This window comes from Viridibacillus sp. NPDC096237 (assembly GCF_050278625.1).
Taxonomy (GTDB): Bacteria; Bacillota; Bacilli; order Bacillales_A; family Planococcaceae; genus Viridibacillus.
This window is the reverse complement of sequence record NZ_JBNNTI010000013.1, coordinates 30,043-44,222: the sequence shown is the minus strand read 5'-3', so window position 1 is coordinate 44,222 and position 14,180 is coordinate 30,043. Positions and strand designations below refer to the sequence as shown.

Here is a 14,180-nt window from a genome sequence, read left to right as displayed (position 1 = left end):
TAAAATATATTGTAACATGGAAAGAACAAATGGCAAAAACATTGAAAAAAGCCAAAGCCCGAGGCGGTCTTTGGCTTCTTTCAAAACAACAATGCATAAAATTAATTTGCACCGTTCAAGCGCCATTAAAAATGCGCTCTATTTTTTAGCATTATTTGTTATCGTCAACTTCAGTGAAGTCTGCATCGACTACGCCGTCATCTTTTTTATCAGCTGATGGGCCTTGTTCGCCTTGTGCTGCTTGTTGTTGAGCTGCTTGCTCATATACTTTCATTACTAAAGGTTGAAGAATGCCTTCTAATTTTTCTTTAGAAGTTTTGATTCCTTCGATTCCGCCAAGTTCAATTGCTTTTGTTAGCTCTTCTTTAGCATCTTCTACTGATTTTTTCTCATCTTCAGTAATTTGTTCGCCAAGGTCAGCGATTGTTTTATCTACTTGGAAAACAAGTTGGTCTGCTTCATTACGAAGTTCAGCTTCTTCTTTACGTTTTTTATCTTCTTCAGCGTGTAATTCAGCTTCTTTTACCATGCGTTCGATATCTTCATCAGATAATGAGCTATCAGACTGGATAGTAATCGTTTGTTCTTTTTGAGTTCCAAGGTCTTTAGCTTTAACGTTTACGATACCGTTTTTATCAATATCGAATGTAACTTCGATTTGAGGGATGCCACGTGGTGCAGCAGGGATATCTGAAAGTTGGAAGCGACCTAAAGTTTTGTTATCAGCAGCCATTGGACGTTCACCTTGTAATACGTGAATATCTACAGCAGGTTGGTTATCTGCAGCTGTTGAGAATGTTTGTGATTTAGAAGTTGGGATCGTTGTATTACGATCGATTAATTTAGTGAAAACGCCACCCATTGTTTCGATACCAAGTGAAAGTGGAGTTACATCAAGAAGTACAACGTCTTTTACATCACCAGTTAATACGCCACCTTGTACAGCAGCACCCATAGCTACTACTTCATCAGGGTTAACACCTTTATGAGGCTCTTTTCCAGTTTCTTTTTTCACTGCATCTTGTACTGCAGGAATACGAGTTGAACCACCAACAAGAATTACTTGATCGATTTCAGAAGCAGATAATCCAGCATCTTTTAATGCTTGACGAGTTGGAATCATTGTACGTTCAACTAAGTCAGCTGTGATCTCATTGAATTTTGCACGAGATAAAGAAACTTCTAAGTGTAATGGACCCGCTTCACCAGCAGTGATGAAAGGTAGTGAAATTTGAGCTGTTGTTACACCTGATAATTCTTTTTTCGCTTTTTCAGCAGCGTCTTTCAAACGTTGTAACGCCATTTTATCTTTAGCTAAATCAACGCCGTTTTCTTTTTTGAATTCAGCAACTAAGAAGTCGATAATTTTTTGGTCAAAGTCATCTCCACCAAGAGCGTTATCACCAGCTGTTGCTTTTACTTCGAATACACCGTCACCTAGTTCAAGGATTGATACGTCAAATGTACCACCACCAAGGTCAAATACTAGAACAGTTTGATCTACATCTGTTTTTTCTAAGCCGTAAGCAAGTGCTGCTGCTGTTGGTTCATTGATAATACGTTCAACTTCAAGACCAGCAATTTTACCAGCATCTTTTGTAGCTTGACGTTGTGCATCGTTGAAGTAAGCAGGAACTGTAATAACAGCTTGTGTTACTTTTTCTCCTAAGTAGTCTTCAGCGAAGTCTTTTAAATGTTGTAAAATCATTGCTGATACTTGTTGAGGAGTATATTCTGTACCTTCTACATTTACTTTGTAGTCAGTACCCATATGACGCTTAATAGACATGATTGTGTTTGGATTTGTAATTGATTGGCGTTTAGCAACTTCACCAACTTGGCGTTCGCCGTTTTTAAATGCTACAACTGATGGTGTTGTACGTGCGCCTTCTTTGTTAGCGATTACGATTGGTTCTCCGCCTTCTAATACTGATACACATGAGTTTGTAGTCCCTAAGTCAATACCGATAATTTTGCTCATTACATAGTCCTCCTAGATTTTCATTCATTTTTTTCTTTTTAGAATTTATTCATTAACTTTAACCATTGCTGGTCGTAGTACACGGTCTTTTAGCTTATACCCCTTTTGTAGCTCTTGTAAAACGATTCCTTGCTCTTTAGAATCATCTTGTTCTTGCATAACAGCGTGGTGAATGTTTGGATCAAACGCTTCTCCTTCAGATGCTACCGGTTCTAAGCCTTCTTTTGTTGTTGCTTCTATTAATGAACGGTATACCATATCAATCCCTTTTTTCATGGATTCGGCATCTTCCGTTGTAGCTTCAACTTGTAAAGCTCGTTCGAAATTGTCTAATACCGGAAGTAGATCCGTTAACAAATTTTGCGAGCGATACTTTTCTTGTGCCACGCGTTCAGTTTGAGAGCGGCGTTTTAAATTATCGTAGTCCGCACGTAATCGAAGGAAACGGCTTTCTGCTTCGTCCAATTTTTGCTCTAGCGCTGTAATTTCTGCTTGATGCTGCTCCTCAACTGTTAGTTCAGGTATAGCTTCTACAGCTTCAGAATCTACTTTTTCTTCTTGTTCATTTAATTGTTCTTCAACTACTGCATTTTCTTCTACTGTTTGCTCTTTAGTTTCATTTGTTTTAGACACTTTTCATCCTCCTATAATGTCGCTCTCTACCTCGGTTTTTGTGTCAGTTGGCGCGTTAAATCGCCACTCATAAAGTCGAGTAATGCAACGACACGTCGATAATCCATCCTTGTTGGGCCGATAATGGCTATTGAACCACTTTGTCCCTCACCTACTGAGTAAGATGCTGTGATAACACTGCAATTCTCCATCGCTAAATGATTGTTTTCAGAGCCAATACGAATGTGAATTCCCGATTGGTTCAAAGGGAAAATGGATTGGATTTGAGTAGTTTTTTCCATTAGTTCCATAAGCATTCGAACTTTGTTTATGTCATGAAACTCAGGTTGATTGAACATATTCGTTTTGCCACCATAGAAGATTTTACCTTCTGATTGATGTGCTGTCACGTCTATTAATGAAGAAAGTAATCCGTCATAAGTCCCGAGATGTTGTTTTATAACCGCTGCCGTTTCAAGTTCAAGCTTTTTTTGTAGATGCTCTAACGGAACGCCAATCAGTCGTTCGTTTAAAATATTTATGACCTTCTCTATATCCGACGGTGAAAAATCCGACGGTAAAGAGAAAATACGATTTTCAACATGTCCATTATCTGTAACGATAATAGCGACTGCAGAATCAGTTGTTAAAGGTACAATTGAAAATCGTTTAACTTTATGCAACTGCACATCCGGTCCTAATAATATAGATGTGTACGACGTCAATTCAGATAAAATCGTAGCTGACTCCCGAATTACTTGTTCAGTTTCCATAATCCGATCTTGGAAAACAGATTGGATTTTGTGAATCTCTTTTGTTGTAATTACTTGAGGTTTAAGCAAATGATCCACATAAAATCTGTAACCTTTTTCAGACGGAACTCGCCCCGATGAAGTATGCGTTTTTTCTAGGTAACCTAGTTCTTCTAAATCCGCCATTTCGTTACGAATGGTTGCTGGACTAAAAGTAATACCTTCCTTCTTCGAGATCTGTCGAGAGCCAACTGGTTGCGCTGACATAATGAAGTCATCTACGATTACTTGCAATACTTGTAACTGCCGATTTGTTAGCATGATCATCACCTCTGTTAGCACTCACTTAAGAAGAGTGCTAATACTATATTTAACTTATCAAATCTATTATTTTATGTCAACGGAAACGCATGTGTTTATAGTAAAAATTCTTCAAAAACATCATTTCCCACAAAACGTCCTTTTCTCGTTAACTTTACAGCGTCTTTATCATTAGATAAAAGTCCCACTGAAACGAGTGATTTAAGCTTTTCACCATATACGCTTTCAATCGTACAACCAAACTTCTCCTCAAAATGAGATTTAGATATTCCTGCTGTTTTCCGTAAACCCAGAAAAAGTTCTTCTTCAATTTTTTCATTTTGTGTTACTTCATGCGTTTTTAGTATGGGTCTTTCTCCGTATTCTAATGTACTGATATATTTTTTTAATGGAGCATGGTTTGAGTAACGAATGCCATTGACATAACCATGAGCTCCTGCACCAAAGCCAGCGTATTCATCATTGTCCCAATAAATACGATTATGAATAGAAGAATGTCCATCTTTGGCGAAATTACTTATTTCGTATTGATGCCAACCATGTGACTCCATTTGTTGCATCAATTCCTCATACATATCTGCCTCTTTGTCTTCACCTGGCAAGCTCAATTTCCCTTTGTTCATCAAGTTATAGAAAATCGTTTTGGACTCTACAATAAGCGAATATGCTGAGTAATGCGGGAGATTTAAGTCAAATGCCATTTTTAGTGTTGCTTTCCATTCGTCCATTGTTTGATCAGGTAGTCCATACATTAAATCAATGCTAATGTTCTCAAATCCTATTTTTTTTGCTTCCTTAATGGTTTCAAAAACATCTTTATTGGAATGTGTACGCCCTAGTTTTTTCAATAGTTCTGGTTGAAAAGCTTGTACACCTAAACTTAAACGATTTACTCCACCGTTAAAAAGTACTTTTAATTTTTCTTTTGTTAATTCATCTGGATTTGCCTCTGATGTAAATTCTGTAACATGTTCCATCGGAATATACGTTTTAATCAAAGTTAATAGTCTTGAGAGTTGAGCTGGTGATAAAGATGTTGGTGTTCCTCCACCTAAAAAAATGGTTTCTATATGACTGAATGCCTCTTTGTCTTCAGTCCATAATTTCATCTCCATACCTAATGCTTCTATATATTCATCGACCGGCTGGTTTTTGAAAAACACTTTATTAAAATCGCAATAATTGCAAATTTGATGGCAAAATGGAATGTGTATATAAACGCCTCTAGCCAATCTGATTCCTTCTTTCTTGTCGAAATTTATCTGTTCTTATATAAATTCACTCTTTCCAACACGTAGCTTCATTCTATAGTATTTAAGCTGAAACGCAAAACAATGGAATTATAGTCACTTTAAAACGTAAAAAAAGTTACAGCGATAATAATACCCACTGTAACTTCTTTATACTGCTCTTTTATATTCAACAATTTCATGCTGTATATTTGCTTCTTCTTGTTTAAGTTCATTCAATTTTTCCTGCATATGAGCCACACGTGCCTCAAAAGCTAAAAGTTCAGCTTCTAGCGTTGCCATTAAGCGATCCAAACGGTCGTTTCCATCACGATAATCGATTTGAACTCACTCCTTACATTCATTAATTCATTAACCCATAAATTCACTATACATATAGTGTTTAATAAGCTTATCAAAACTTTTGTATTTTGAATACCTCAATTTTCATTTTTTAGCGAAAAATGTCGAAAAACTACCCACTTTTTATATGTTTTTTCTCTTAATAAGTTTTTACCCTATTTATCCCTTCGTTAAACCTAAAAAAAACGGTACAAAATCAAAAAAAAATTTAATACCCCTTAATCTCTATAAAAACAAAAAGCGGTAGTAATATGGTGGCTTCAAACCTCCATATCACGTAACCGCTTAGTTATAACGATTTATCATGTTGGATAAATCATTATTATTTTTTAGGTGCGTCGTCGTCCATTTTAAGTACAGCCATGAATGCTTCTTGAGGTACTTCAACTGAACCGACTTGTTTCATACGTTTTTTACCTTCTTTTTGTTTATCTAAAAGTTTACGTTTACGAGAGATATCTCCACCGTAACATTTAGCTAAAACGTTTTTACGCATCGCTTTAATTGTTGAACGAGCAACGATTTTTTGACCGATTGCTGCTTGAATCGGTACTTCAAATTGTTGACGTGGAATTAGATTTTTAAGTTTTTCAACGATGACTTTACCACGTTCATAAGCAAAATCGTTATGCACGATAAAGCTTAATGCATCGACTTGTTCACCATTTAAAAGGATATCCATTTTCATCAATTTAGATGGATGATAGCCAATTAATTCATAATCGAAAGAAGCGTAGCCCTTCGTACTAGATTTTAATTGGTCAAAGAAATCATAGACAATTTCTGAAAGAGGAATCTCATAGTAAATACTTACACGAGTCGAGTCAATATAGTCCATCGTCATAAAGTTACCACGTTTACGTTGGCAAATTTCCATAACTGCTCCAACATAATCGTTCGGTACCATAATAGTTGCTTTTACATACGGTTCTTCAATACGATCAATTTTTTGAGGGTCCGGCATCATAGACGGGTTGTCCACTTGAACTTCAGAACCGTCTGTCATCTGCACATGGTAGATTACGCTTGGTGCGGTAGTAATCAGATCGATTTTGAATTCACGTTCAATACGCTCTTGAATGATTTCCATATGAAGTAAACCTAAGAAACCACATCTGAATCCGAAGCCTAAAGCTTGTGAAGTTTCAGGTTCATATTGTAAAGCAGAGTCATTTAGCTCTAGCTTTTCTAATGCATCACGAAGATCATTGTACTTAGCAGTATCGATTGGATATAAACCACAATAAACCATAGGATTTAACTTACGGTAACCAGCTAATGGCTCGGTAGCAGGATTGTTTGCTAAGGTAATTGTATCACCTACGCGCGTATCACCTACGTTTTTGATAGATGCTGTTAAGAAACCTACATCACCGACAGTTAACTCTTTACAAAGTGTTGGCTTAGGTGTTGATACCCCTACTTCAACAACTTCAAATTCTTTGCCTGTCGCCATCATACGAATTTTATCGCCAGCCTTAACTGTTCCATCTACAATCCGAATATAAGTAATTACACCACGATATGAATCATATAAAGAATCGAAAATTAATGCTTTTAGTGGCGCATCAGGATCTCCTGTTGGCGCTGGTACTTTTTCAACAATTTGTTCTAAAATATCTTCAATACCGATACCTGCTTTAGCAGAAGCAAGTACTGCTTCTGATGCATCTAAACCGATGACATCTTCTACTTCTTGACGTACGCGTTCTGGATCTGCTGAAGGTAAATCGATTTTATTAATAACAGGAAGAATTTCAAGGTCATTGTCTAATGCTAAATATACGTTCGCAAGTGTCTGTGCTTCAATACCTTGAGCTGCATCGACAACTAAAATAGCACCTTCACAAGCTGCAAGACTACGAGATACTTCGTAAGTGAAATCGACGTGTCCAGGAGTATCGATTAAATGGAAGGTATAAATCTCTCCATCCTTAGCTTGATATTGTAATTGAACTGCATTTAATTTGATGGTAATGCCACGTTCTCTTTCTAAATCCATAGAATCTAGAAGCTGATTTTTCATCTCGCGGGAAGTTAAACTTTTTGTAGTTTCCAATATACGATCTGCTAATGTTGATTTCCCGTGGTCAATATGAGCAATAATGGAGAAATTTCTAATATTTTCTTGTCGTTTCAAACGTTCTTCTCTGTTCATGCGTGTCCACTCCTATATAAACTATTTTGAATTATAGCAGTGAACAGCTATTTTATGCAATATTATGATGAAGTTTGATTTGAAAATGCTTCCGAAATTGCTCTTGCCAAAATGGCAATGGTACGATTTAATTCGTCTTCCGTATTATCTACTCCACCTAATTCAACTACTAGAAGTTTTTTCGAAAGATCTTGGTTATATACACCGTTTACACCCGAACCTTCTTTTTTCATAACACCTCTAGAGATGTTAGGAACTAGCTGGTTTAAATGAGCGGATAGCTGATTAGCATAGGCTTCATTCCATTTAGACTGTTTATTTTCACCACCAACAACGACAGCAATTCGCGCGTACTTTTCGCCATCAAAGGTTGTTGTTGTGGCTTTTTTATTTGCGGAATCACGATGGATATCTAGCACCAAATCATATTCTTTTTTCTCTAATTGTTTTTTTACATATGGCCTTACAGCATCATACGCTTTAAAAAGCGCTATATTTTTTTTCTGCATTTCTGTCATCGTATCAACTTCTAAAATATCCGTTGAAAGATCATTTTGTTTAAAATGGGCTTCGATAACTGAACCTAGTTGCAAAACATTAGTTGCGTTATGATAGGCTGTTATTTTTTGATTTTGGCTTTTCAAAATAGGGTAGTAAGCTTCATGGGAATGCGTGAAATATATTAGTGTATTAAATGAAGCGTCCTTATTATTTGTCAAAGCATTTTTTTCAGTGGCAGTATTGGCAGCATAGACTATTTTCGTATCTTGTTTTGTTGATGGTGTTGTTGTTGCCTCTTGCTGTGGCCAGATTGGTAACTTTACAGTAATAATTGGTAGCATAAAGAAAAAACATAGAAGACCAATCCACATTTGCATTTTCCGTCGCATTTAACATCCCCCTCCTCCTATCAATGTATGGAGGAGGGGAGCTAATTAGAACATTTTACGTACTTTCAATCCATTCAGTTAATGTTTCGGAAATCAGGTATGCATAGTTGTGTACCCACTCATCTATGTTTTTCGGTGTTACAAACAATCGGTCATGCCCAACAAGAGACTCTTCAAAGAGCTGTAAACGCTCCTCTTTTGGCCAAGTCGACCATTCGCCAAATATCGGTTTTATTACCTCTAAATCTACCTTAGAAGCGTCTGATGGTCTCCAGGGTGTTACAGACAAAGCGGAGGACGGACTATTTTTTTCCTGTATTTTAGCTGCAATAGATTGGAAAAGTGTATCGACAGCATCTGCGATAAGTACTGGTCCGTCGACAACTGTAGGTAAGCCAATTGCAGTTACAGGACAACCAATTGTTTCTTTTGAAATTTCTTTACGCATATTACCTACGCCAGACCCTGGATGAATCCCCGTGTCTGTCATTTGAATGGTTTTACAAAGTCGATTACTAGCTCTTGTAGCAAGTGCGTCTACTACAATAACTAGTGCTGGTTTTATTTGTTCAGCTAAAGCTTTTATAAAGGAACTCGTTTCATAGCCTGTCTGCCCTGTTACTCCCGGTGCATAAATAATACAACGTTCTTGGATCGACGTGGCACTATTTTGCAGTTCATCAATTGCTAGTGGCCCTACTGCATCAGGGGTAATGGTCTTATTTCCCAACCCAATAATAAGTACTTTGCTGTCATTTTTGTCTTTAATAAAAGGATGGAGTGTTGTTAATTCTTTTGCTAAAACTTCCCCGAGTTGCTTGAACCCTTCTTCATCATCTGTGGTTAACGTCGGGATGGTAAAAGTAAAATAAGTTCCTTCCTTCTTTCCTATTTCTTCTGCGCCGCTCGAATCGACATCTACACGCGTAATTTTAACGCGCCCGCGATCTTCCTCTAACACCTTAATACCTGCAGAATCACGCAATGTTTCGCGCTCTTCCTTTGTCCTATGATTAATAAATTCTTCCGTCTCATCTACTAAATCTGTTCGATACCATTTATTCTTTTCCAAACTAATCACCTCTCTTTTTATTTTGGTCCAACTGTCAAGTAAATATTCTTTGCATTTGATGCTTGATTTTTATACTGTGATTTGCTAAAATGATGACTGTTGTATAGACACTTGAAACAGTTGAGAATTTACTCATCTCGATCCTTTTTAGGAGGTGAAAGTTAATGCCAAATATTAAATCTGCTATCAAACGCGTAAAAACTAATGCAAAAGTTAATGCACAAAATTCGCAAGTGAAATCTGCTATGCGTACTGCTGTGAAAAAAGCTGAAACTGCTTTAGTTGCTAAAGAAGATAACGCAAAAGAACTTTTAAGCGTAGCTGTTAAATCATTAGATAAAGCAGCATCTAAAGGCTTAATCCACAAAAACGCAGCTTCTCGTCAAAAAGCTCGTTTAATGAAAAAAGCTTAATCCATTATGGATTCAAAGGGACTAGAGATATATCTCTAGTCTTTTTTTGTGTTTAAATATTTTTTTAAAACTTACATTAAAGCAAACTGTTGTTATTAAAATACAAATAACTATCAAGTCCGTAGAATATGGCAACATAAGGTTATTTCGTATTAGTATAACGAAATCGCACTATTTATTGCGATTTGGATTCATTCATACATTCACGTCACCTCGTGTTATTTTATCCAAGTAAGCCCCAATTAACCATTTGCCGTAAATATTTTAATAAAAGGAAATATTGTTATAAAAAAACTATATTGTATCTACCAAATCATTACTCAAAAGTACTCCGTAAGGTTTTAGGGACTATTTGGAGAGAAGGTATTATGCATGGATATAACATTTTTATTCATTAGTCTTTACTTAACTCCAATTTTAAGCATTATTTTTTGTCTAAATCTTGAGCAATCGAAAAAAATAAAGAGAAGTAAAAAGACTGCTAAAAATACAGTTTAGCGTTTACAGCATCATTTCTTTTAATTGTATTGAGTATTGCAGTAACAGCTATATTAGATACATAAGCTTATTTGTAGAAAATATCAATTAAGTCCTATTTAACAATGCCGTAAGATTTGTTTGTATTACATGTGTAGTTGATTGGAGCGGAGGTGGCGACTCCTGCGGGAATAGCGGGATAGTCCAAGACCCTGCAGGAGCATAGCGACGAAACGGCTTGGCGTCCACCGTAGCGGACATCAATGCCATATCTATTTTTTAAAAAAGACCGTAGATAAATTCGAATTTCTTCGAGTTTGTCTACAGTCTGAAGAGGTCTCGTCATCATTTTTCATCGTCTCAAAAGATTTGTTTTTATTACATGTGTAGTTGATTGAAGCGAAGGTGGCGACTCCTGCGGGAATAACGGGAAGTCCAAGACCCTGCAGGAGCATAGCGACGAAGCGACTTGGCGCCCGCCCGCGGAATGCGTCCACCGTAGCGGAAATCAACGCACTTATGCACTCACAACAGAGAGTGCTTGCCTCTATATTGGTTTCATCATAAATAATTCTAAATAGCGCTCTCTTCGTCCGCTCATTGTTTTTAACTGATAATCAACTTCGCTTAACCCAAATAAACCTTTTAGTAAACTATCCTCTGAAATTTTCCGACGATCTTCAACAATTCGTTTAACACGATAAGGGTTGACCTTTAGTTGTTTTGCAATTTGTTGCGAATGGTATCCCTTTTTTAGTAAATAATAAACATTCGACATTAAACGAATTTGGGATGCAAGTAATGCTACAAGTGCGATTGGCTCCTGTTTTTGACGTATAAGATCATGGTAAATAGTTAATGCACTAGAAACATCTCTGTGTAAATAAGCATTAAGCATCTTAAAAGCATCTTGTTCAAGCGTTTTCGCAACCATTTCCTCTACTAGAGCTTGCGTAATTGTATTTTCTTCACCTAAATATAAGCTCAGTTTTTCAATCTCTGACTGTAAATGAAGCATATCCATACCTACTAGCTCGATTAATTTACTAGTGGCATCTTGGTCAATTGTTTTTTTTTGCTGACTTACTTCATTTTGCACCCAAACCATTAAATCATTTTCTTTCGGCGTTTCAGCGAGTAAATAAACAGCTCTATCTTTCATTAACTTTGTTACTTTTTTACGCTCATCAAGCTTTTCATAAGGAGCAATAAAAATTGTTATCGATGTATCTGACGGATAGTCTAACCATTTTTCTAATCGTTTTAAGTCATGATCAATTTTCTCTTTGCCTTTTTCGGTTGCTTTTAAGAACGATGCATTTTTCGCAATGATAAGTTTTTGACTTGAGAAGAATGGGATTGTATCTGATTCATCAATCACATAATCGATTGGTTGCTCATCCAAATCAATTGTGATTGTCTCAATTTCTCCAGCTTCTTCAAGTTGCGTTTTAATACGTCTTATTGTTTCATCTATAAAATAAGGCTCTAAGCCCGCAAGTAAGTAGACAGGCTGTAAATCTCCTTTTTTTATATTTTTCCATATTGTTGAAAACATAGTCTCACCTCTAATTGACATTGATTACAGTATACCGTAAATTTCTCATTCTGTGAGTTTGAACAAATTGTGTCATTCTAGAGCAGTCATCTATTTTTGCCTTTTCAATATAGCTTTTTTAATAGGCATACCGTATAATTAATGAGAATTAGGAGGGGTAGCAATGAATCCATTTGAAGAAAACGTACAATCAAAGCGTAACGACGCAATCGATTCAGGAGTAGGTTTTGGCGTATCATTCGTGTTTTTCGCACTTATTTTCATCATTGCGACTGTCATCGATTACGCAGCTCTATAAGATACAGTTAAAAAGACATTATCAATTTGATAATGTCTTTTTCTGTTTCTGCAGATTTTTTGTTTTAAACACTGTAAATCCACTCTTAGAGACGATTACTTCAATTGTTCCCACTTCTGCCGTATTTAAAGTCGGTAGTTGCATTTCTTCGAACCTTGTAACAACATCCTTATTCGGATGACCGTAACGATTATTTAAACCGCTAGAAAATATCGATAGACGTGGTTGCACTAGTTTTAAGAAAGGTTCTGTTGAAGACGTCTTACTGCCATGATGCCCCACTTTTAAAATATCCATTTTAGAAATAGTTTCTTTATAATTTTCTACCAAGATTATTTCTCCTGTTTGCTCTAAATCACCTGTAAATAATGCCTTAAAATTTGCATGCTGTAACATTAAAACAAGAGAATCATCATTGCCTTCATAAATCAAATCATCTGGGGATAAATAAGATAATGTAGTTTCTCCTTGCATCCAACTCCTCCCTGCAATCTGCTCACGGATTGGAATACCGTCCTTTTGTGCGATGTCTACCACATCTTTCATAACTGATTTTTGCCATGAGTTTGGCGACACATGAATTTCCTTAACGCTAATTTCTTCCATTACCTCCTCAGCACCTTCAGCGTGGTCTGCATCAGCATGTGTCAATATAAGCGTATCTACAGCCCGTATACCACTTCCTTTTAAATAAGGAACCACAATCCTCTACCGACTTCATACGGCTTTTTAGAATACTTCCATGCCTCCTGATCAAACCTTAGTACTCCTCCAGTATCTATGACATAGATTTTCTTCCGAAATGGCAATTCAATAATCGTACAATCACCCTGACCTACACTTAAAAATGTAATTTTTAAATCTCCATTCCATGCAGGACTTTCATGAATCAAAAATGCAGAAAATAATAGTGTAAAAGCAATAAGGAACCAATGTTTTCGTTGTTCTATTTGTATTAACACGAAAATGACACTAGCAAATGCTAAGAGTAGAAGCCAGACAGAAGGTCTTCCTGGCGTCCACATTTGATACGGAATCGTCTGTAACCACATGATAATCGCCGACAATAATTCACGAGCAGGTTCATATATAAAAAAACAAACCCCCGCTAATGGATTTGACACATAGGTGAGCATTAACAACATTAAATTTGTTGGTAATACAACAAATGAAAATAGCGGAACAAAAAATATATTGGCAATAAACGAAGACAAACTAATTTCAAAAAAATGATACAAAAGTAAAGGATAGACGAGTAGCTGACACACAAAAGTGATAGCAAATGATTGTTGCCAGGCACTTTTCGCGAATGAGAAAATCTTTCCCGAAAACATTAACGATACAGTCGCCAAATAAGATAATTGAAAACCGATTTGAAACACTACGCTCGGCTGTAATAATACAAATCCGATAAAACTCAATGCTAGCGCATCATCAATTGCTAAGCGATTCGAAACAATTCTACTTAGCATTACAAGCTCAACAACTGACACTGCCCTCCAAACAGACGGTGCACCTCCTGCGATACAAGCATATATAGGTAGTCCTATAATAAGAGCCCATGTTGCATGTTCTCTGCGTATATGTAACCTCAGTAATAATTCATACACAAGCATCGAAACGAGCCCAACATGCAAACCTGAGATAGCAAATAGATGTGTTATACCTAGTTTTTGATAAGCACGTTCAGTATCCATATCGACATTTTCACGGTCACCTATTATAAGTGACTGCGCTTCAGCTACTAAACTTTCTGGGAATGTATTTTCTATATGCTTTTTCATTCTAAATCGTTGCTCTGCAAAGAACACAGATAATGATCTTTCTTTTGATACAAAGCGGAAACTCTTTGCTTCAAAAATACCTTGTGCACCATTGCTTTCAATATAATTAGTCATCGAAAAAGCGTAACGATGAGCAGGCATTGCAGGTTCAACCAATTCACCAGATACCTGAAAAACTGAACCGCATAAAGATTGCTCTTCAAATTTTTTCTTTTGCTCTTCTGATTGAAGAGTGAAAATAATATATACTTTTTGACCATTTTGCAATTTTG

13 protein-coding genes are annotated in these 14,180 nt (G+C 36.5%); 2 read left to right on the top strand and 11 right to left on the bottom strand.

What is annotated here, in order from left to right; genetic code table 11:
• Window positions 1–151: 151 nt before the first annotated feature.
• The 8 genes from dnaK to gpr all read right to left on the bottom strand — a co-directional run bounded on the left by dnaK (window position 152) and on the right by gpr (window position 9,378).
• Window positions 152–1,981 (bottom strand): molecular chaperone DnaK, encoded by a 1,830-nt coding sequence (gene dnaK, locus ACQKMD_RS09635; RefSeq protein ID WP_427751509.1) that lies wholly within the window; start codon window positions 1,979–1,981, stop codon window positions 152–154.
• A 45-nt stretch (window positions 1,982–2,026) separates the two neighbouring features.
• On the bottom strand, window positions 2,027–2,614 hold the full coding sequence (gene grpE / locus ACQKMD_RS09630; RefSeq protein WP_427751508.1) for a nucleotide exchange factor GrpE: 588 nt from the start codon (window positions 2,612–2,614) through the stop codon (window positions 2,027–2,029).
• Window positions 2,615–2,640: 26 nt separating this feature from the next.
• On the bottom strand, window positions 2,641–3,666 hold the full coding sequence (gene hrcA / locus ACQKMD_RS09625) for a heat-inducible transcriptional repressor HrcA (RefSeq protein WP_427751506.1): 1,026 nt from the start codon (window positions 3,664–3,666) through the stop codon (window positions 2,641–2,643).
• A 95-nt stretch (window positions 3,667–3,761) separates the two neighbouring features.
• Complete coding sequence (gene hemW, locus ACQKMD_RS09620; RefSeq protein WP_427751504.1) at window positions 3,762–4,898, bottom strand: radical SAM family heme chaperone HemW; 1,137 nt, start codon at window positions 4,896–4,898, stop codon at window positions 3,762–3,764.
• Window positions 4,899–5,066: 168 nt separating this feature from the next.
• Entirely contained in the window at window positions 5,067–5,210 is a 144-nt protein-coding gene (locus ACQKMD_RS09615) for a hypothetical protein (protein ID WP_427751503.1), read from the bottom strand.
• A gap of 370 nt (window positions 5,211–5,580) precedes the next feature.
• Complete coding sequence (gene lepA / locus ACQKMD_RS09610; protein WP_427751501.1) at window positions 5,581–7,416, bottom strand: translation elongation factor 4; 1,836 nt, start codon at window positions 7,414–7,416, stop codon at window positions 5,581–5,583.
• A gap of 62 nt (window positions 7,417–7,478) precedes the next feature.
• Complete coding sequence (gene spoIIP / locus ACQKMD_RS09605; RefSeq protein WP_427751499.1) at window positions 7,479–8,306, bottom strand: stage II sporulation protein P; 828 nt, start codon at window positions 8,304–8,306, stop codon at window positions 7,479–7,481.
• Window positions 8,307–8,361: 55 nt separating this feature from the next.
• Window positions 8,362–9,378, bottom strand: coding sequence for a GPR endopeptidase (gpr, locus tag ACQKMD_RS09600; RefSeq protein WP_427751497.1), 1,017 nt, complete (start codon window positions 9,376–9,378; stop codon window positions 8,362–8,364).
• A gap of 164 nt (window positions 9,379–9,542) precedes the next feature.
• Between gpr and rpsT the strand changes: the two genes are divergently transcribed.
• Complete coding sequence (gene rpsT, locus ACQKMD_RS09595; RefSeq protein WP_038187177.1) at window positions 9,543–9,791, top strand: 30S ribosomal protein S20; 249 nt, start codon at window positions 9,543–9,545, stop codon at window positions 9,789–9,791.
• A gap of 1,024 nt (window positions 9,792–10,815) precedes the next feature.
• Here rpsT and holA read toward each other — a convergent pair.
• Window positions 10,816–11,826, bottom strand: coding sequence for a DNA polymerase III subunit delta (holA, locus tag ACQKMD_RS09590; RefSeq protein WP_427751495.1), 1,011 nt, complete (start codon window positions 11,824–11,826; stop codon window positions 10,816–10,818).
• A 163-nt stretch (window positions 11,827–11,989) separates the two neighbouring features.
• On the opposite strand from holA, the gene ACQKMD_RS09585 reads away from it, so the two are divergent.
• Complete coding sequence (locus tag ACQKMD_RS09585; protein ID WP_038187184.1) at window positions 11,990–12,124, top strand: YqzM family protein; 135 nt, start codon at window positions 11,990–11,992, stop codon at window positions 12,122–12,124.
• Between the two features lie 21 nt (window positions 12,125–12,145).
• On the opposite strand, the gene ACQKMD_RS09580 is transcribed toward ACQKMD_RS09585, so the two are convergent.
• Window positions 12,146–12,826: a ComEC/Rec2 family competence protein gene (locus ACQKMD_RS09580; protein ID WP_427751493.1), complete on the bottom strand. Its 681-nt coding sequence runs from the start codon at window positions 12,824–12,826 to the stop codon at window positions 12,146–12,148.
• Window positions 12,811–14,175: a ComEC/Rec2 family competence protein gene (locus ACQKMD_RS09575; RefSeq protein ID WP_427751491.1), complete on the bottom strand. Its 1,365-nt coding sequence runs from the start codon at window positions 14,173–14,175 to the stop codon at window positions 12,811–12,813. Before ACQKMD_RS09575 ends, ACQKMD_RS09580 begins: the two co-directional genes overlap by 16 nt.
• Between the last annotated feature and the right edge of the window lie 5 nt (window positions 14,176–14,180).

What these genes read in the sequence shown, in the direction of transcription:
- dnaK (WP_427751509.1), bottom strand. Translation starts at nt 1,981, where the DNA reads ATGAGCAAAATTATCGGTATTGACTTAGGGACTACAAACTCATGTGTA.
- holA (WP_427751495.1), bottom strand. Translation starts at nt 11,826, where the DNA reads ATGTTTTCAACAATATGGAAAAATATAAAAAAAGGAGATTTACAGCCT.
- rpsT (WP_038187177.1), top strand. Translation starts at nt 9,543, where the DNA reads ATGCCAAATATTAAATCTGCTATCAAACGCGTAAAAACTAATGCAAAA.
- lepA (WP_427751501.1), bottom strand. Translation starts at nt 7,416, where the DNA reads ATGAACAGAGAAGAACGTTTGAAACGACAAGAAAATATTAGAAATTTC.
- spoIIP (WP_427751499.1), bottom strand. Translation starts at nt 8,306, where the DNA reads ATGCGACGGAAAATGCAAATGTGGATTGGTCTTCTATGTTTTTTCTTT.
- ACQKMD_RS09585 (WP_038187184.1), top strand. Translation starts at nt 11,990, where the DNA reads ATGAATCCATTTGAAGAAAACGTACAATCAAAGCGTAACGACGCAATC.
- hrcA (WP_427751506.1), bottom strand. Translation starts at nt 3,666, where the DNA reads ATGCTAACAAATCGGCAGTTACAAGTATTGCAAGTAATCGTAGATGAC.